Below are 18,866 nucleotides of genomic sequence, written 5' to 3'. Positions count from 1 at the left end.
GAGGCTTTCATGGAGGAGATTTCCAGAAAAGAGGGACGCGCCTTTTCATTCCTGGGCCTTAACAGGCGGGATGCCAAGCCCAGGCAGAGGGGGATAACCGAAATACGCGGTCCCTATTATACGCCCATCGGCAAGAGGCAGCTCGAGGACATATTCGAGACCTTCGGCGAATACGTGGATATATTGAAGTTCGCGGGAGGCTCTTTCTCCCTTATGCCGGCCGAGGCGCTCAGGGACATTATCGACCTTGCGCACGCCTATGGCGTGGAGGTCGATACAGGCGGCTTCATCGAGCATGTGCTCGCGAGGGACGCGGACGCGGTCGGTAAATATATAGAAGAGTGCAAGGATTTTGAGTTCGACATAATAGAGGTCTCAAAGGGCTTCATCTCCATCCCGGCGGACGACATGGTGAGGCTGACCTCAAAGATAGTCGCCGCCGGCTTGAGGGTCAAGGCCGAGGTCGGGATACAGTTTGGGGCCGGAGGGGCGAGCCCCGCCCGGGAGCTCGAGTCCGAAGGCGTCCAGGACCCCGGCTGGGCCATCCAACAGGCGAAGAGACACCTTGACGCCGGCGCGTCCATGATAATGGTCGAGTCGGAAGGCATAACCGAAGGCGTGTCGAGTTGGCGGACGGACGTGATAAGCGAGTTCATTGGGGAGCTGGGGCTCGACCGGGTCATGTTCGAGGCTGCAGACCCCGAGGTCTTCACATGGTACGTAAAAAACTACGGCCCGGAGGTGAACCTCTTCGTGGACCACAGCCAGATAGCGCTCCTCGAAAGCCTTCGCTCTGGCATATGGGGCACAAAAGATGTATGGGGGAGGATTATAACATACAAACCATAGGCAACTACGTCAAGTCTCCTCTTTAGCAGAATGAAAAACCTGCCGGATACGCTTCTTCACATCATTCCTCCTCTTCCAAGTCCCGATACCGCTTGACAGGAAAGGGCTCTGCTGGGATAATATCCGGGATTTGCGTTTCGCCTCAAGTGCTTGAAAAACAAATCTTTTCCGGAGATTTTCTCCCGGAGGGCCATACTGATGATACAGATGTTCCATGTCTCCAAGAGCTATGAGGGCGGCACGCCTGCCCTTACGGATATAACGCTCAAGGTGCAAAAAGGCGAGTTCGTCTTCATAACCGGGCCGAGCGGAGCTGGGAAGTCCACCCTGCTTAAGATCATGTGCGGCTCCGAGGCCCCTACCGAGGGGCAGATAATACTCGACGGGAGGAACTACGTGAGGATACCCCCTGAGGAGCTCCCGCCCTTAAGGAGGCGTATCGGGTTCGTATTCCAGGATTTCAAGCTCCTTCCGAAAAAGAGCGTATTCGACAACATAGCGCTTTCGCTCAAGGTCATGGGCACGCCCCCTTCGGAGATAAAAAGGCGGGTCACGAAGATGCTTTCCTATGTGAGACTCCAGCACCGCGCGAATTTCAAGCCGCTTCAGCTCTCCGGCGGAGAGCAGCAGAGGGTGGCCATCGCAAGGGCGCTTGTGAAGGACCCGGCCATAATACTCGCGGACGAGCCTACGGGAAACCTCGACCCCGAACTATCGGTCCAGATAATAGAGCTTTTCAGGGAAGTGAGCAGCCGCGGCACTACCGTGGTCGTCGCGACCCATGACAAGGGCCTCCTTGAAAGATACGCGAAGCGCACCATAGCCCTCGAGGCGGGGAGGCTTGCGTAGATGGCCGGGACAGGATCCGCGAATATCTTCTACATCGTCTCCGACGCCCTGGGCTCGCTTAAGGAGAACAAGGGCACGACCGTCCTTACCTCCTTCACGCTCGGCTTTTCGCTCGCGATATTCTCGCTATTCGCGTTCGTGATAACGAACCTCAATACGGTCGTAAAGAGCTGGGGCGACAGGACCCAGGTGATAGCTTACCTGAAAGACGACCCCGGCTCGTCCCCCGAGGCCCTGAAGGAGAAGATACTCAGGATGGAGGGGGTCAGGGGAGCGGAGTTCATCTCGAAGGAGAAGGCCCTCGGGGAATTGAGGCTTGAGCTGAAGGGGCACGAGGGAATCCTCGAAGGGGTCGATTCGAACCCGCTCCCGGCGTCCTTCGAGATAAAGGTCCGGGATGAGCATATAGAGCCCGCGAGGCTTGCATCGATCGTTTCGGGGCTCAAGGCTGAGGCCTGGGTCGAGGAGGTGCAGTACAGCAAGGAATGGGCGGAGAAGCTCGCGTCCTTACTGAGGTTCATAAAGCTTGCCGCCGCGACCATCGGCCTTTTCCTCGCGGCCGCTACCCTTTTCATAATCTCTAATACGATTAGGCTCGCGGTCTATGCGCGCAGGGACGAGATCGAGATAATGAAGCTCGTTGGCGCCTCCGACATGTACGTAAAGGCGCCCTTCATAATAGAGGGCGTTATCCAGGGAGTACTCGGCGGGCTCCTCGCAATGGGCATATTGGCAGCCGGCAGGGTCGCCATAATGGGGCAGGTGCCCCCGTACCTCCGGTTCGCCCTTGAGATGCCTTATCCTGTGCCGCTCTTTATCGCCGTGCTCGCCGCATCGGGCATCGTAATGGGTGTTGCCGGAAGCCTCATCTCCATGAACAGGTTCCTCAAGGTATGAAGTGGCGGGTACTTGCTCTCCTCCCGCTCCTGGTCGCGGTGTGCTGGAGCCCGGCCCTTGCCGCCGAAAAGAGCGCAAGGCAGGAGCTCATAAAAAAGGAGAAGAGCCTCGAGGACGTAAAGCGGCAGATACGGGAGAATAAAAAGGGGATAATCGAGGCTGCCGAGAAAGAAATGGACATACTCGGCGAGCTCGAGGTCATTAGCAAGGACCTCGCGGCCAAGAGGGAGGAGCTAAGGGCCGTAAGGGCTTCGATACAGAAGATAAGGAAGGAGTCAGGGAGGGTCGGCGCCGAGATAGAGAGGCTCGAGGCCAGGAAAAGGGAGCTCGCGGACAGGCTCAAGGCAAGGCTCAAGGCCATGTACAAGATGAAGAGGGGCGAGACAATGGAGGTCCTCTTCTCATCCGATGCCGGAAACCTCGGAAGGCGCCACAAGTACCTAACAATGCTGATGGACATGGACGCCGAGCTCATGGAGGACTTCTCGGCTACCCTCGGAACCCTCGAAGCCGAGAAGGAGAAAAACGCCCTCCTCCTTACGGAGCTCGGCACGGCCAGGGCAGAGGCCCTCTTACGGCAGAAGGAGGCGGAGGCGCTCCAGAGAAAGAAGCTCGCGCTCCTTTCCGGCGTCAAGCAGGAGAAGGCTAGGCGCGAGCGCGTTCAGAAGGAACTCGAGGAGGCCGCTACGGAGCTATCAAAGCTCATAGACAGGCTCAGGGCCGCTGAGAGCGAAGCGCCCCCTTCGGGCACCGGTTTTCCGTCGATGAAGGGGAGGCTGCCCATGCCGGTGAACGGCAAGGTCATCTCCTTCTACGGCAAGGTAAGGCACCCGAAGTTCCAGACCGTTACCTTCAATAACGGCATCACGATAGAGTCCCCGCTGGGGCAGCCTGTAAATAGCGTCTATGCCGGGAAGGTGATTTATGTCGGGTGGCTCAAGGGCTACGGGCAGGTGATGATAATAGACCACAAGGGCGGCTTCTATACCCTTTACGCGCATCTCGGCAAGGTCCTGAAGGAGACGGGGGAGGAGGTCGAATCCGGCGCTGAGGTCGGCCTTATAGGCGACTCCGGCCCGGACGGCAGGCCCGGCCTTTATTTCGAGATACGGCAGAAGGGAATCCCAAGGGACCCCATGGCGTGGTTGTCCGCACGGTGATTTTGTGATTTTTTATGTTTCAAGCCCGGCTCCTCATTTGATATAATGTTGGAACTGCGGCCAGTTTCGGCTTTCATAGCGCAGAAAAGGAGGAACATATTTTGATGAGGAAGATATTCGACCCCAGGCTCCTCGCCGGGGCCTTGGCCATAATAGCGGTCTTCTCGTTTTCATCCTGGGGGGTGCAGAAGTCCGCGTCGGTGCCGGAAGGCACCTACGAGAACCTCAAGCTCTATACCGACGTTCTGGGCATCGTGCAGGATAGCTATGCCGAGGACATCGACTCGAAGGACGTCATCTACAACTCCATAAAGGGCATGGTCAAGGGGCTCGACCCTCATTCGAGCTTCATGACCCCCGAAGAGTACAAGGAGATGCAGGTCGACACCAGGGGTAGCTTCGGCGGCCTCGGCATCGAGATAGGCATGCGCGACAACACCCTGACCGTAGTGGCCCCCATCGAGGACACGCCGGCATTCAAGGCAGGCCTCCTCGCGGGCGACAAGATCGTGAAGATAGGTGACAAGCACACCAAGGACATCAGCATCCAGGACGCGATAGGGCTCATGAGGGGGCCCAAGGGCACCCCGGTGACCATCCACATCATGAGGGAAGGGTTCGACGAGCCCAAGCCGTTCACGATCGTCAGGGCCATCATAAAGGTCAAGAGCGTCAAATATAAGATGCTCGAGGAAGGCATCGGCTACGTCAAGCTGAACCAGTTCCAGGAGCGCACCTCCGAGGACCTCGACAAGGCCCTTAAGGACCTCGCTTCCAAGACCAACGGCGGAATGCTTACCGGACTGGTGCTGGATTTGAGGAACAACCCCGGAGGACTCCTCCAGGAGGCGGTCTCGGTATCGAACGAGTTCCTCGACTCCGGCCTTATCGTCTACACGAAAGGCAGGGCGCCCGGGCAGAACATGAGCTTCAGCGCGGACAAGGCCCGGAGCCAGCCGGACTATCCGATGATAGTGCTCGTCAATAACGGGAGCGCCTCGGCCTCCGAGATAGTCGCCGGAGCTCTCCAGGACCACAAGAGGGCGATCGTCATGGGCGTGCCCACCTTCGGCAAGGGCTCCGTCCAGACCATAATCCCGCTCTCGGACGGCTCGGCCGTCCGGCTTACGACATCCAAATATTACACGCCTTCCGGCAGGTCGATCCAGGCCAAGGGCATCGAGCCCGACATAGTGGTGGGCGAGGCCCCGAAAGGGCATATAAAAGAGGCTGACCTCGAAGGCCATCTCGCGCCCGAGGGGCCGGCTGTAGAGAAAAAGAGCGAGAAGCCGGAGATAGAGCAGATAAAGGCGACCCCGGCCGAGCCGTCCAAGCCGGGCGAAGAGCCCGAGGACATACAGCTCAAGGAAGCCGTCGAGTACCTTAAGAAGCAGCTGCAGCAGAAGGCCACTGCGAAGGCGAGCTGAAATCCGAAATAGAAGGCATGGCAGCAAAGGCCCCGAAAGGGGCCTTTGCCTTATGGAGGCGGCCTGAATGGGAAAGAGAAGGAAAAAGACCGGAGGCTATGCCTGGGTGCTGGTAGTGCTCGGGTTCATCGCCGGGGCCGCAATCGCCGTCCTGGGGCTCAAGTACATGGGCTTTGAGAGGACCCCTCCGGAAAGGCCCAGGGTGAGCGTCCCTCCGCCTGTAAGGGTCGAGCCCGAGAGGGAACCCGTGCCGCGTGAAGCGCCTCCACCCATTGAAGAAGAGCCCATGCCGCCGGGGAAGGCAATAACCCCGCCGCCTCTACCCAAGCTTGCCGTCGTCATAGACGACATGGGCCCCGACCTCAATAAGCTCCGCGAGCTCCTTAAGCTGGATAAGCCCGTCACCATTGCCGTGATGCCGAAGATGCGTTTCTCGAAAGAGGTGTCCACGGAGGCGGCCTCGGGCGGCCTTGACGTAATAGTGCACATGCCCATGGAGCCCAAGAACACGGAAGGGCACAATCCCGGAAACGGCGCCCTCCTGGTCGCGATGACCGACGAGGAGATAGCCTATCTGCTGGACGAGGGCTTCAAATCCGTGCCCGGGGCAATAGGCATCAATAACCACATGGGCTCGAGGTTCACCGAGGACCCTGACAAGATGAGGATCGTCTTGAAGAACGTCAAGGAGAGGGGGCTCCTCTTCCTCGACAGCCGCACCTCGGCCGAGACCGTCGGAGTCTCTATCGCGCGGAAGCTCAAGGTCAGGAGTGCGGAAAGGAACGTCTTCCTGGACAACAGGAGGGACGTGGACTACATAAAGGGCCAGCTAATGGAAGCTGCCCGCATTGCGAGGAAGAGCGGCAAGGCCGTCGCTATAGGACACCCCTATCCTGAGACGATAAGGGCGCTCAAGGAGGCCATTCCAGGGCTCGAAGGCGTCGAGGTGGTGCGCCTCTCCGAAATAGCGGAGTGAAGCCGGGCTATGCGCCTTTTTCGTGGTATACTCAGAAAAAGGCAGCAAAATTAAAAGTTTAGTTTTAATAAAAAAGTCCTTGACACCAAAAATTTATATTGGTAGTATTGCGTCAAATTTCACATGGGATTCTTTGCAGTATGGGATGGGGTTATTGCCAGTCAGGCCGTGGAGGGACTCAGTAACTCCGCGGCTTTTTTATGCTGCAAGAGGGTACCAGAAAAACAAGGAGGCACTGTAATGGCAAGAGGCAGAGTGAAGTGGTTCAACGACACCAAGGGTTTCGGATTCATCCAGCAGGAGTCCGGCGAGGACGTATTCGTGCACTATACGGCCATCACCGGCGAGGGTTTCAAGACCCTTAAGGAAGGCGAAGAGGTTGAATTCGAGATAACCCAGGGACCCAAGGGCCCTCAAGCGTCGAATGTAATGAAAGTGGCGTAAGACTGGCCCTGTCAGTCTGAACCGCGGACGGCTTTGTATCTGAACCGCACTCCCCCTCCTGCCCAGGCAGGAGGGGGTTTTTAATTTCGCCCCGGAGACGACGGCTATTCCCTTCCGGCGTTCTCATCTTACAAAATCCGTAAACGACCTTTATAGCTTGCGTCATTGCCCGCACCTCTTTCCATGCCCTTGTAATTGAATTTTTGTTCTGATAATATAATATATTAGCCGCTCAAGGCATTATTTACGGTTTAAGCGCTTGGGCAGGCCGGATACGTAAGAACCGGTTGCGAGGGACCGTGGACCTTAATAAATATTTTTCCGATAAGACTGATCTTGTAAACAGGACGCTCAAGGAGCTGCTTCCGGGCGAGGAGGAGTACCCGCAGACCCTCCACAGGGCCATGCACTACAGCCTCTTTGCCGGCGGAAAGAGGATAAGGCCGATACTTGTGCTTGCCTCTGCCGAGGCCGCTGGGGGCGAGGCTTCGGGAGCGCTCAACATAGCATGCGCCTTCGAGTGCATCCATACCTACTCGCTCATCCATGACGACCTGCCCGCGATAGACAACGACGACCTCCGTAGGGGGAGGCCCACCTGCCATAAGGCCTTCGGCGAGGCCGCGGCCATACTCGCGGGGGACGCGCTCCTCACAGCCGCGTTCGACATGGCCGCAAGGAGCGGCGGAGGAAGGTCGGCGGTAACTAAATGCATTCTCGAGATGGCGAAGGCCGCGGGCTCGACCGGGATGATAGGCGGGCAGATGATAGATATCGAATCCGAAGGGAAGGACATACTCTTCCCGGTCTTGGAGTACATACATATACACAAGACAGGGGAGCTCATACTCGCGGCCGTAAAGTGCGGGGCCATCCTCGGGGGCGCCAGAAAGAAGGAGCTCGACGCGCTTACGAAGTTCGGGAAATCCATCGGCCTTGCTTTCCAGATAGCCGATGACATACTGGACGTCGAGGGATCGCCCCTGGAGATGGGCAAGAACGCCGGGTCTGACGAGAAGAAGGGCAAGGCGACGTACCCTGCCGCAATCGGCCTCGACGAGTCGAAGAAAAGGGCCTCGGAACTCCTTGAGATAGCGCTCCATTCCATATCCGGCCTGGACGAAAGGGCCGACCCGCTCCGGGAGATCGCAAGGTACATAGTCGAGAGGAAAAGGTAGGCCGCGTTGAAGAGCGTCCTTGAGAGAATCAAGTCCCCGGCGGACTTGAAGGCCCTCGGCCCGGATGAGCTCAGGACCCTTGCCGGAGAGGTGAGGGAGCTCATAATCGAGACCGTCTCCGATAAGGGCGGTCACCTCGCCTCGAGCCTCGGAGCGGTCGAGATAGCGATAGCCCTCCACCATGTGCTCGACACCCCCTATGACAGGATCGTCTGGGACGTCGGCCACCAGGCCTACGCGCATAAGATACTGACCGGAAGGAAGGACGAGTTCAGGACGCTCAGGCAGTACGGCGGCATTAGCGGTTTCCCGAAGCCTTCGGAGAGCCCTTACGACGCTTTCGTAGCCGGGCACTCGTCGACATCCATTTCCGCTGCCCTCGGCATGGCCTCTGCCCGCGACCTCGCGGGCAGCAAGAGGAAGGTGGTTGCTGTCATTGGCGACGGCTCGCTTACGGCCGGACTCGCCTTCGAAGGGCTCAACCAGGCGGGGCACCTCAAGAAGGACCTGATAGTCATCCTCAACGACAACGAGATGTCCATCTCGAAAAACGTAGGGGCCCTCTCCCAGTTCCTTAGCAGGAAGTTGACAGGCCGCTTCGCCATGAACCTCAAGAAGGAGCTCGAGAGGTTCATAAAGACAATACCCAGGTTCGGGACGAGACTCCTTGATATCGCCAAGAGGGCGGAGGACTCGATAATCACTCTCCTCACTCCAGGTATGCTTTTCGAGGGGCTCGGGTTCCACTATGTCGGCCCTCTTGACGGCCATGATATCGAGGCACTGGTTGCCTCGCTAAGGGACGTATCGTCAAGCGAAGGCCCGGTATTGCTCCACGTGCTTACAAAGAAAGGCAAGGGCTACCTCCCGGCGGAATCCGACCCGGCCGCCTTCCACGGCGTGGGGCCCTTCATAAGGGAGACCGGAAAGCCGAGAAAGCCCTCAAAGGAATCATATACCAACGTATTCAGCTCCTCGCTCCTTGATATCGCCGCCTCGGACAGGCGAGTCGTCGCCATAACCGCCGCAATGCCCGAGGGGACCGGCCTTTCTAAATTCGCAGAAAAATACCCGGACAGGTTCTTTGATGTAGGCATAGCGGAGCAGCACGCCCTTACCTTTGCGGCCGGGCTTGCGAGGGAGGGTTTTGTCCCGGTCACAGCCATCTATTCGACCTTCCTGCAGAGGGCCTATGACGAGGTCTTCCACGACGTCTGCCTCCAGGACCTGCCGGTAGTGATAGCCATGGACAGGGCCGGAATAGTGGGGCAGGACGGCCCCACCCACCACGGCCTCTTCGATATCGCATACCTCCGGCACCTGCCGAACATGATAGTCGCCGCGCCCAAGGACGAGGACGAGCTGAGGCATCTCCTTTATTCGGCCGTGCAGTACGGCAGGCCGGTTGCGCTCAGGTACCCGAGGGGCGCCTGCACGGGCGTCGACACATCAGGGCCGATGAGGCAGATTCCTCTTGGCAAGGCCGAGGTGCTTAAAGAAGGCAAGGACGCCGCGATACTCGCGATAGGGAACATGGTCCATCCGGCCCTCGAAGCAGCCGGGCGCCTTGAAAAGGCGGGCGTAAAGGCCGGGGTCATAAACGCGAGGTTCGCTAAGCCGCTGGATTCCGAGTGCATCCTGAAGGCCGCCTCATCGGCAGGCGCGCTCCTCACTGTCGAGGAGAGCTCTCTGCAGGGCGGTTTCGGGAGCGCGGTGCTTGAGCTCCTTGAAGAGCGCGGTGTGCAGGTCCCGGTAAAGAGGCTCGGAGTGCCCGACGAGTTTATCGAGCACGGGAGCCAGGAGGAGCTACGGGCAAGGCTCGGCCTTACCGCCGAGGGCATCGAGGCCGCCACGAAGGCGCTTGTCGCGGGCTCCGGCAGTCTCAAGATGGCCTTCTAAGGTGGGAGGCGGGCAGAAAAGGAAAAAGGAGCGGATAGACAGCCTCCTCGTCGAAAAGGGGCTTGTTCAGAGCCGCCAAAAGGCCCAGGCCCTCATAATGGCGGGCAAGGTCTTCGTGGAGGGCGCGCTGGTGGATAAGCCGGGCAGGGAGATAGACCCCGAGTCCGAAATATCGCTGAAGGAAGGCCTCCCGTTCGTAGGTCGGGGCGGCGTGAAACTCGCCTCGTTTCTCGACCAGACGGGCCTGGATGTGGCCGGGATGACGGCCCTTGACATAGGCGCCTCGACAGGCGGCTTCACCGACTGCCTCCTTAAAAGGGGCGCTGCAAAGGTATATGCCGTTGACGTTGGAAAAGGGCTCATAGACCAGAGCCTCCGGTCCGACCCAAGGGTGGTCGTCCTTGAGGAAAGGAACATAAGGTATCTGGATCCCTCCGAGGTCGGCGGACCGGTCGACCTCGCTGTCATAGACGTCTCGTTCATATCCCTTGAAAAGGTACTGCCCAAGGTCAGGGAATTCCTGAAGGAAAAAGGAGCGGTCCTGGCCCTTATCAAACCCCAGTTCGAGGTCGGGAAGGGGCAGGTCGGGAAGGGCGGGGTCGTGAGGGACCCCCGCATGCACGCCGAAGTGGTCGAGAGGATAGCGAGGTTCTCGGAAGGGGTCGGCTACCGGGTCGTCTCAAGGGGCGAGTCCCCGATAACCGGGGCGAAGGGGAACAGGGAATTCTGGATTTTTTTAGAAAAGATCGAAAGCTGATTCTATTGAAACCCGGCACCTCTTCTGGTATCATTCTCCGGCTTTTGGCGCCCGGATAACTTCACAAGGAGTCCATCGATGTTCGAGATAACGGACAAAAAAGAGCTGGCCCATACCGTATACCAGTTCAAGGTCAAGGCCCCTAAAATAGCCGCGAAAAGGAAGGCCGGACAGTTTGTGGTCCTGAGGCTCAATGAGGCAGGCGAGCGGATACCGCTCACCATAGTCGATTCCGACGCCCGCGAGGGGACCATCACCATAATCGTCCAGGAGGTCGGGAAATCGACCGCCATGCTCGGGAACATGGGAGTCGGCGATAACATCCTCGACGTCGTCGGCCCGCTCGGCAAACCCACCCACATCGAGGACTTCGGGATAGCCGTGTGCGTGGGCGGAGGCATCGGCACCGCGCCCGTGTATCCGATCGCCAAGGCCATGAAGGAGGCCGGCAATAAGGTCGTCTCCATAATAGGCGCAAGGAGCAAGTCCCTCCTCATACTCGAAAGGGAAATGAGGGAGGTAAGCGACGAGCTTCATGTGACGACCGACGACGGGAGCTACGGCCACCACGGCTTCGTAACACAGGTGCTCCAGAACCTCATCGACGAAGGCATGAAGATAGGCTGTGTCGTGGGGATAGGCCCCGTGCCCATGATGAGGGCCGTAAGTAACGTCACCAAGCCCTATGGAATCCCCACAGTCGTAAGCCTCAATCCCATAATGGTCGACGGCACCGGCATGTGCGGGGCCTGCAGGGTTACAATCGGCGGAAAGACCAAGTTCGTATGCGTGGACGGCCCGGAGTTCGACGGCCACCAGGTGGACTTCGCCGAGCTCATACTAAGGAACAGGAGCTATATGAAAGAAGAAAAGCTCGCAATGGAGGAGCTCACCTACCACGAAGGCGTGAAGTGCTACGAGAGGAAGTAGCTCGGGAGGCTTGTGGGAGTTTTTCTTGAGAGAACCTTTTTGTAAAAAGTTTCTCTCAAACTCTCTCCAAAAACTTTCAGTTCTTCCTGAGCGGACCCCTTAAAAGGGGGTCCGCTCAGGAACTAAAAGTCTTTGAAGGGGGTCTGGGGCAAACCTTTCTACAGAAAGTTTCCCCCGGAAAACTCTGACGCACTCTCAAGCTAACTTCTTTCTACGATGACATAAGGAGCGAGTCCCGAGATGGATATGGACCCGAAGGAAATTAAGGAACGGATGAAAATACCCAAGCAGCCCATGGCTGAGCAGGACCCCAAGGAGAGGGTGGGGAACTTCTATGAGGTCCCTTACGGGTACACCCCTGAGCAGGCGATGGAAGAGGCCAGGCGGTGCATTCAGTGCAAGAAGCCCCTTTGCGTTGGCGGCTGCCCGGTCAATATAGACATACCCTGGTTCCTGAGGCTTATAGCCGAGGGCAAGTTCGTCGAGGCGGCGAGGAAGATAAAGGAGACGAACGGGCTTCCGGCGGTCTGCGGCAGGGTCTGCCCGCAGGAGGACCAGTGCGAGAAGGTCTGCGTCATCGGGAAGAAGAACGAGCCGGTCTCCATAGGGAGGCTCGAGAGGTTCGCCGCCGATTACGAGAGGGAGCACGGAGAGATAACCATCCCCCAGATACCCTCCTGGAGCGGCAAGAAGGTCGCGGTCGTCGGCGCGGGCCCGGCTGGGCTTGCAGTAGCCGGAGACATGATAAAGAAGGGGCATAAGGTCACGGTATTCGAGGCGCTCCACGTCGCGGGCGGTGTCTTGGTCTACGGCATACCCGAGTTCAGGCTTCCCAAGAAGATAGTCCAGTCGGAGGTCGAGTATCTTAAGCGCATGGGCGTCGAGATAGTATTGAATGCCGTAGTAGGGAAGATAGAGACTGTCGACGAGCTCCTTTCGAACGGTTTTGACGCCGTCTTCATAGGCTCGGGAGCTGGGCTTCCGAATTTCATGAACATACCCGGCGAGAACCTCGCTGGCGTATATTCGGCGAACGAGTACCTTACGAGAGTGAATCTCATGAAGGCCTACATGTTCCCGGAGTACGACACCCCCATAATACGCGGCAAGAAAGTCGTGGTCATCGGCGGCGGCAATACGGCCATGGACGCGGCCAGGACCGCGCTAAGGCTCTGCCCCGAGGAGGTCTCGATAGTCTACAGGCGTTCGAGGGAGGAAATGCCAGCGAGGATAGAGGAGATACACCACGGCGAGGAGGAAGGGCTCATCTTCAAGCTCCTGACCGCGCCAAAGAGGTTCATAGGCGACGACGACGGAAGGCTCAAGGCGATGGAGTGCCTCAAGATGGAATTGGGCCCTCCCGACGATTCTGGGAGGAGGAGGCCCGTGGAGGTCCCCGGCTCCGAGTTTACCATGGAGGTGGACGTGGCTATCGTGGCAATAGGGAACGGGGCCAACCCCCTCATACCCCAGACCTCGCCTGATATAAAGGTGAACAAGTGGGGGAATATCACAGTAGATCCAGATACCGGCAGGACCAGCAAGAAAGGGGTCTTCTCGGGCGGCGACATCGTGAGGGGAGGCGCTACCGTCATCCTCGCCATGGGAGACGGCAGGAAGGCTGCAGCGTCCATGCAAGAGTATCTTACGACCGGAGTTTGGTAGAAGGCAATCCCCTAAAAATCGATCTTTTCCCCTGACTCTGTGTCAGTCCGAGCGGGCCGCCCGAAGGCGGCCCGCTTTTTTTATTCGGTTTTGTTATTGCCTCCGGGTTTCTCCGCGTGTAAAATGGTTTGATAAACCCAGTGAAAAAGGACTCAACGATATGGCTCTCAAGATCTTATTCGTCTGCGTGGGGAACACCTGCAGGAGCCAGATGGCCGAGGGCTTCGCAAAGCGGCACGGCGGTGAAAAGGTGGAGGTGCGTAGCGCCGGCACGAGCGCGTCGGGCTACCTTAACAGGAGCACAGTAGAGGCCATGAAGGAGGCCGGGATAGACATCTCCGGCCAGTCGTCTGATCAGCTTGCGGACGAGCACATAAGGTGGGCTGACGTGGTGGTCACAATGGGCTCGGCCCCTGCCGACGAGATATGCCCGGACTGGTTCAAGGGCAGGAAATACGACTGGATGATAGAGGACCCGCTCGGAAGGCCCTGGGATGTCATGCAGCGGGTCAGAAATGATATAGAGAAAAGGGTCAGGGAGCTTATCATTGCAGAATGCGAACGGGTCCAGGATTCTTGTCGTTGACGACGAATCCGACATACTGAACCTGCTTGAGTACAACCTCAGGAAGGCCGGGTTCCGCATACTCCTGGCAAAGGACGGCCCCGAGGCGATAGAGTCCGCCAGGACCAACAGGCCCGACCTCGTGATACTCGACATAATGCTCCCCAATATGGAAGGCACCGAGGTGCTCCGGCGGCTTAAGTCCATTGATTCCACCAAAAGCATACCGGTCATAATGCTCACGGCAAAAGGCGAGGAGATAGACAAGGTAATCGGGTTCGAGCTGGGGGCCGAGGACTACATAACAAAGCCCTTCAGCCCCAGGGAACTGATACTCAGGGTCAAGGCGGTCCTCAAGAGGACGTCCGAGCGGCCCGGAGACGGGGAAGAGGGCCGGGTCATAGCATTCAAATGCCTGACGGTCGACCTCTCGAAGCACAAAGTCTCTGTCGAGGGTAGATTTGTAGAACTTTCGACTACCGAATTCCGTCTCCTTTCCGCGCTCATGCAGGCCGGGGGCAGGGTCTTGAGCAGGGACGCCATCCTCGACAGGGCCTGGGGCAGGGACTGTTTCGTCATACCGAGGACCGTCGATACCCATGTGAGAAGGCTCCGGTCGAAGCTCGGCAGGGCAGGCGACTTTATCGAGACGGTGCGAGGCGTGGGATACAGGTTCAGGGAGGAGTAGGGTCGCCGCATGGGCAAATACCTTATATTAGAGACCATCGCCCGCGAGATGAGGATAGGCGTCCTTGTCCTGGACCGGAACGGCTCGGCGCTCTACGCAAACCCGTCATTCCTTCAATTCTTCCCGGTCGAGGGCGGTGTTGAGGGGAAGCACGTTTCCGGGTTCATGACCAACGCGGCCCTCCTTAAGGCCGTGACCGGCTTCCTTGAGAAGCGGCGCGCAATCCCCGAGAGCATGGAGATAGGCGAGGGCCCTGTCTTCTACAGCGCAAGGCTCGTCCCGATAAAGGAGAAGGCGGATTTCTCGCTCATCCTCTTCCTCCAGGACATAACCGAGGAGAAGAGGGTAGAGACGATAAAAAGGGACTTCGTCGCGAACGTCTCGCACGAGCTAAGGACCCCGCTTGCCTCCATAAAGGGCTACTCAGAGACCCTCCTTGACGGCGGCATGGATGACGGAGAGACGCTTAAGGAATTCCTCCGCGTTATCGACAGGCACGCGACAAGGATGTCGAGGCTCATAGACGACCTGCTTACCCTTTCCAGGCTCGAATCCCACCAGATGACCATAGTCTCCGCCCCGGTGGATATTAAAGACCTCGTGCTCTCGATGATACCGGCGTTCGAGAAGCAGGCCAGGGACAAGTCCATAACTGTATCGACCGGCATACCCGAGGGGCTCCCAAAGGCACTCGGCGACCACGACAGGCTCGAACAGGTGCTGGTGAACCTCCTCGATAACGCCATAAAGTACACCCCCTCGGGCGGGCTGGTGACCGTGACGGCGGGCTCGGACGGCCAGAGCGTGAGGGTAGAGGTAAAGGACACCGGTATCGGCATACCGGCCGCCGACATACCGAGGATATTCGAGCGCTTCTACCGGGTGGACAAGGCCAGGAGCAGGGAGCTCGGCGGGACCGGCCTCGGCCTCGCCATCGTGAAGCACATAATCCAGGGGCATAACGGCAGGCTCCACGTGGAGAGCGCCCCTGGTGCAGGCTCCACCTTCAGCTTTTCGCTTAAAGCATGCAAGCCCGGATCCCCTATCCCTCAATAAAGCTAATAAATCCGACCTTACCCCGGGATTTATGTTATAATCCGCCGGATATTCGGCGGGTGCGTTCAATCAATGTCAATAATCCAGGTAAAGGACCTCGTAAAGAGGTATAACGGGATCGAGGCCGTAAGCGGCGTCTCCTTCGAGGTGGAGGAGGGCGAGACCTTCGGCTTTCTCGGACCTAACGGCGCGGGAAAGACGACGACCATAAACATCCTCTGCACCCTCCTCGGCTACGATTCCGGGACAGCCCTCGTGAACGGGCACGACTGCAGGAATGAAGCCCACCGCGTCCGCTCATCCATTGGCCTTGTTTTCCAGGAGATAACCCTCGATAACGACCTTACGGCATACGAGAACCTCAAGTTCCATTGCTACATGTACAACATGGAGAAGAGGCTCGCGGAGGCCCGGATAAGGGAGATATTGGATGTGGTCGGCTTAAGCGAGCGCAGCGGCGACCTCGTAAGGAAATTCTCGGGCGGCATGAAGAGGCGGCTTGAGATAGCGCGGGGACTCCTCCACAGGCCCAAGGTCCTCTTTCTCGACGAGCCCACTCTGGGGCTCGACCCTCAAACCAGGAGCCATGTCTGGGAGTTCATAATGGACCTTAAAAGGGCCGAGGGCAATACCGTATTCATGACCACCCATTACATGGAAGAGGCCGAGGTCTGCGACAGGATCGCCATAATAGACAGGGGCCGGATAATCGCCTGCGGAAGCCCCGATGAGCTCAAGAGGGCGCTGAGGGGCGATACGATATACCTCCGGACGACCGACGACGGGACCGCCGCCTCCGAGATAGGCGACAAATTTGGCCTCAGCCCCAGGCGGCTCGAAGGCGGGCTCGCATTTACGGTAGAGACCGGCGAGAAGTTCATACCTAGGCTATTCGAGGCCCTTTCCGTGGGCGTCGTCTCCGTGAACCTGAAGAGGCCGAGCCTGGAGGACGTCTTCATAAACCTTACCGGCAGGGAAATAAGGGAGAACGGCGGACAACAGAGACTCCGGGGGTAGCGAGTCAGGAAATGCTAGCATATAAAGCCATTTACGTCATAACCTTAAGGGAATTCAAGAGGTTCTTCCGCCAGAAGGGAAGGCTCGTCGTCACAGCCGCGAGACCGCTTATCTGGCTTTTCATCGTTGGCTCGGGCTTTACCATGCTCATAGATACCGAGGAGGTCGAGTACATACAGTTCATACTCCCCGGCATAGTCGGGATGACCATACTCTTCAGTTCCATATTCTCGACCATATCCGTCGTCTGGGACAGGGAGTTCGGGTTCTTGAGGGAGATGCTGGTGTCCCCGGTCTCAAGGGTCACCATAGTATTCGGGAAGCTCCTTTCAGGCACAACACTATCGTTATTTCAGGGTGCTGCCCTGCTATTAATAGCTCCATTCCTCGGGCTCGGGGTGGGAGTCCTGGATTTTCTCGCCATGCTCATTTTGATGGCCCTCGTCGCGCTCGCCATAACGGCCCTAGGCCTTTTCGTCGCCTCGTTCCTTGCCTCGCTCGAAGGCTTTAACGTGATCATGAATTTCATAGTGCTTCCGATGTTTTTCCTGAGCGGCGCGTTATATCCAGTAGGGTCGCTACCGCCGTATATAAAGGTGTTCGCATATGTAAACCCGCTCTGCTACGGCGTTGATTCCTTCAAGCACGTGCTGCTGCCCGGAACCGGGCGGCTTGCGCCGGAGTTCCCCATGCTCGTTGATATCGTCTTCGTCTCGGTCTTCGCAATCGCCTTTACCTTCGCTTCGGCCTTTGTCTTCGAGAGGAGGAAATGAGGAAGGGAAGGCTTTTCGTGGTCGCTACCCCGATAGGGAACCTCGAGGATATGACCTTCAGGGCAGTAAGGGTCTTGAAGGAAGCGGGCCTGATAGCGGCCGAGGACACAAGGCACACCAGAAAGCTCCTCACTCATTACGGGATAGACACCCCGCTTACGAGCTACCACGAGCATAATGAACGGGAGAAGGCGGGTCTTCTCCTCGATAAGCTAAAGGAAGGAACGGATGTCGCGCTCGTCTCTGACGCGGGCACGCCCGGAATATCCGACCCTGGCTTCAGGGTCGTGAGGCTCGCGCTGGAGAACGCTATCGAAGTGGTGCCAGTGCCGGGCCCTTCGGCCATAATCTCACTCGTGAGCGTATCGGGGCTTCCAACCGATGAATTCACCTTCAAGGGCTTTCTCCCGGAAAAGGAGGGCGCACTTAAGGATCTCCTTTCGGGCCTTTCCGGCTCTCACACCTACATTTTTTACGAATCCCCCCGGAGGCTTAAAAAGACGCTCGCGATAATGATGGAGGCGCTCGGGGAGGTGGAAATAGCAATAGGACGCGAGCTTACGAAGGTGCACGAGGAGATAATAAGGGGAAATGTGAGCAGGGTCATGGACGAACTCGGGGAAAGGGAGGTAAAAGGTGAGGTGACCATAGCCGTCCGGACCCGTGAAAAGGCCAAAGGTGATTTCATTCCGGCCCTCGAAACACTCCTTTCATCCGGGGCGAAGCTCAACGAAGCCGTAAAGGCCGTGGCAAAAGACTTCGGCCTTCCAAGGGCCGAGGTCTATAAGGCGGCCCTCGCGATCAGGGCGGAATCAAGGGAGGACAAAGAATGAAAAAAGTGCTGTTCGGTTTCCTGCTCGGAATAATCGCAATCGCCGCGTTCCTCTATTTCGGCGGCCCTGGGTATTTGAGGCTCGCAGGCAGCAAGACCGAAGAGGCGGGGGCAAGGCTTGAGAAGTACGAGGAGGGGCTTAAGCACACGGCAAGGGAGGCAAGGGAGGCCATAACAGATACGGCCGAAACGGTCAAGGAAAAGGCCGAAAACGCCAAGGGGGCCGTCCAGAAGACGATAGAGAAGACAAAGCAGGCCGTGGATAAAAGCGCGGATAAGGTCAAAGAGTACGCGCCTTGAACGAGAATGGGAAGGTGAGCCTCAGCGTGTCGGTCCCGAGGTAAAAGTCGTCTATATTGAGGGCGGCCTTTTTTGCGTTCTTGGATACGGGCCTGAATATGAGGAGTCGCGAGGACCTCTGGCCGGGCTTTAGCGTAACGTCGAGGTCGTAGAACCTCCCGCGTATCTCATCGAGCGCGTCGAATTCTCCGAAATCATAGAGGTCGGTATAATCGAGCGGCCTCAGGAAGTCCATCGCGTCGTTCGTAAGCGAAGTGAGGTTCGGTTTGTAGATTATCGTCTTTTCGGATGTGTTCTGGATAACGAGGTCTATTATTATGAAGTTTTCCTCCAGTAGCCTCGCAAGGAGGGCCGAGCCTTCCTCGCCTTTCCGCACCTGGCGTGCGGCGACTTTCATATAGCCGTTCTCGATTATTCCGGCCCCTGCCACGGCTTTGTAATCCATGGGCCCCTTTTCGTCCGGCGCAAGGTACATGGCTGCTCTGGGCCTTGGATGGCATCCATAGGCGACGGCCAGGAGGACAAGCAGGAACGCCATCATCCGGAACCCTGCCGTTTTTATTTTCCCCTCTCTGTCTTTTATCATGGCGAGCCTCGTCTTTCC

Annotated in this window: 20 protein-coding genes; 19 read left to right on the top strand and 1 reads right to left on the bottom strand. The window is 57.8% G+C overall.

Annotation, left to right across the window (positions count from 1 at the left end; all coding sequences use genetic code 11):
- The first annotated feature begins 9 nt into the window (after positions 1–9).
- The 19 genes from K8I01_04985 to K8I01_04895 all read left to right on the top strand — a co-directional run bounded on the left by K8I01_04985 (position 10) and on the right by K8I01_04895 (position 18,262).
- Positions 10–849, top strand: coding sequence for a phosphosulfolactate synthase (locus K8I01_04985; GenBank protein MBZ0219770.1), 840 nt, complete (start codon positions 10–12; stop codon positions 847–849).
- Positions 850–1,047: 198 nt separating this feature from the next.
- Entirely contained in the window at positions 1,048–1,698 is a 651-nt protein-coding gene (ftsE, locus tag K8I01_04980) for a cell division ATP-binding protein FtsE (GenBank protein ID MBZ0219769.1), read from the top strand.
- Positions 1,699–2,595, top strand: a complete 897-nt coding sequence (locus tag K8I01_04975) for an ABC transporter permease (protein ID MBZ0219768.1) — start codon at positions 1,699–1,701, stop codon at positions 2,593–2,595. It begins immediately after the preceding gene.
- A complete protein-coding gene (locus K8I01_04970) occupies positions 2,592–3,755 on the top strand; it encodes a peptidoglycan DD-metalloendopeptidase family protein (protein ID MBZ0219767.1) in 1,164 nt (387 codons plus the stop codon). The genes K8I01_04975 and K8I01_04970 overlap by 4 nt, the downstream gene beginning before the upstream one ends.
- A 104-nt stretch (positions 3,756–3,859) precedes the next feature.
- Positions 3,860–5,182 (top strand): S41 family peptidase, encoded by a 1,323-nt coding sequence (locus tag K8I01_04965; protein MBZ0219766.1) that lies wholly within the window; start codon positions 3,860–3,862, stop codon positions 5,180–5,182.
- Positions 5,183–5,249: 67 nt separating this feature from the next.
- Positions 5,250–6,158, top strand: a complete 909-nt coding sequence (locus K8I01_04960) for a divergent polysaccharide deacetylase family protein (GenBank protein MBZ0219765.1) — start codon at positions 5,250–5,252, stop codon at positions 6,156–6,158.
- Positions 6,159–6,398: 240 nt separating this feature from the next.
- Positions 6,399–6,602: a cold-shock protein gene (locus K8I01_04955; protein MBZ0219764.1), complete on the top strand. Its 204-nt coding sequence runs from the start codon at positions 6,399–6,401 to the stop codon at positions 6,600–6,602.
- A gap of 299 nt (positions 6,603–6,901) precedes the next feature.
- Entirely contained in the window at positions 6,902–7,780 is an 879-nt protein-coding gene (locus tag K8I01_04950; GenBank protein ID MBZ0219763.1) for a polyprenyl synthetase family protein, read from the top strand.
- Positions 7,781–7,786: 6 nt separating this feature from the next.
- The gene (dxs, locus tag K8I01_04945; GenBank protein ID MBZ0219762.1) at positions 7,787–9,679 is read left to right on the top strand and encodes a 1-deoxy-D-xylulose-5-phosphate synthase; all 1,893 of its coding nucleotides are present in this window, start codon (positions 7,787–7,789) and stop codon (positions 9,677–9,679) included.
- A 1-nt stretch (position 9,680) separates the two neighbouring features.
- Positions 9,681–10,436: a TlyA family RNA methyltransferase gene (locus K8I01_04940; protein ID MBZ0219761.1), complete on the top strand. Its 756-nt coding sequence runs from the start codon at positions 9,681–9,683 to the stop codon at positions 10,434–10,436.
- 78 nt (positions 10,437–10,514) lie between these two features.
- Positions 10,515–11,366 carry a sulfide/dihydroorotate dehydrogenase-like FAD/NAD-binding protein gene (locus tag K8I01_04935; protein ID MBZ0219760.1) on the top strand — a complete coding sequence of 284 codons (852 nt, stop codon included), beginning with the start codon at positions 10,515–10,517 and terminating at the stop codon, positions 11,364–11,366.
- Between the two features lie 246 nt (positions 11,367–11,612).
- Positions 11,613–13,031: an NADPH-dependent glutamate synthase gene (gltA, locus tag K8I01_04930; protein MBZ0219759.1), complete on the top strand. Its 1,419-nt coding sequence runs from the start codon at positions 11,613–11,615 to the stop codon at positions 13,029–13,031.
- 160 nt (positions 13,032–13,191) lie between these two features.
- Positions 13,192–13,617, top strand: a complete 426-nt coding sequence (locus K8I01_04925) for an arsenate reductase ArsC (protein MBZ0219758.1) — start codon at positions 13,192–13,194, stop codon at positions 13,615–13,617.
- A complete protein-coding gene (locus K8I01_04920; protein MBZ0219757.1) occupies positions 13,580–14,284 on the top strand; it encodes a response regulator transcription factor in 705 nt (234 codons plus the stop codon). The genes K8I01_04925 and K8I01_04920 overlap by 38 nt, the downstream gene beginning before the upstream one ends.
- 9 nt (positions 14,285–14,293) lie before the next feature.
- Entirely contained in the window at positions 14,294–15,340 is a 1,047-nt protein-coding gene (locus K8I01_04915) for a PAS domain-containing sensor histidine kinase (GenBank protein ID MBZ0219756.1), read from the top strand.
- Between the two features lie 72 nt (positions 15,341–15,412).
- A complete protein-coding gene (locus K8I01_04910) occupies positions 15,413–16,357 on the top strand; it encodes an ATP-binding cassette domain-containing protein (GenBank protein MBZ0219755.1) in 945 nt (314 codons plus the stop codon).
- An 11-nt stretch (positions 16,358–16,368) separates the two neighbouring features.
- Complete coding sequence (locus K8I01_04905) at positions 16,369–17,130, top strand: ABC transporter permease (protein ID MBZ0219754.1); 762 nt, start codon at positions 16,369–16,371, stop codon at positions 17,128–17,130.
- A complete protein-coding gene (rsmI, locus tag K8I01_04900) occupies positions 17,127–17,963 on the top strand; it encodes a 16S rRNA (cytidine(1402)-2'-O)-methyltransferase (protein MBZ0219753.1) in 837 nt (278 codons plus the stop codon). Before K8I01_04905 ends, rsmI begins: the two co-directional genes overlap by 4 nt.
- Positions 17,960–18,262 (top strand): hypothetical protein, encoded by a 303-nt coding sequence (locus tag K8I01_04895; protein MBZ0219752.1) that lies wholly within the window; start codon positions 17,960–17,962, stop codon positions 18,260–18,262. The genes rsmI and K8I01_04895 overlap by 4 nt, the downstream gene beginning before the upstream one ends.
- Here K8I01_04895 and K8I01_04890 read toward each other — a convergent pair.
- On the bottom strand, positions 18,243–18,848 hold the full coding sequence (locus tag K8I01_04890) for a hypothetical protein (GenBank protein MBZ0219751.1): 606 nt from the start codon (positions 18,846–18,848) through the stop codon (positions 18,243–18,245). The genes K8I01_04895 and K8I01_04890 overlap by 20 nt on opposite strands.
- Between the last annotated feature and the right edge of the window lie 18 nt (positions 18,849–18,866).

The sequence above is a fragment of the Deltaproteobacteria bacterium genome, from assembly GCA_019912665.1.
In the GTDB taxonomy this organism is placed as follows: Bacteria; Desulfobacterota; GWC2-55-46; order GWC2-55-46; family GWC2-55-46; genus UBA5799.
Note: the sequence above shows the minus strand (reverse complement) of the source record. Positions and strands in the feature narration are given on the sequence as shown.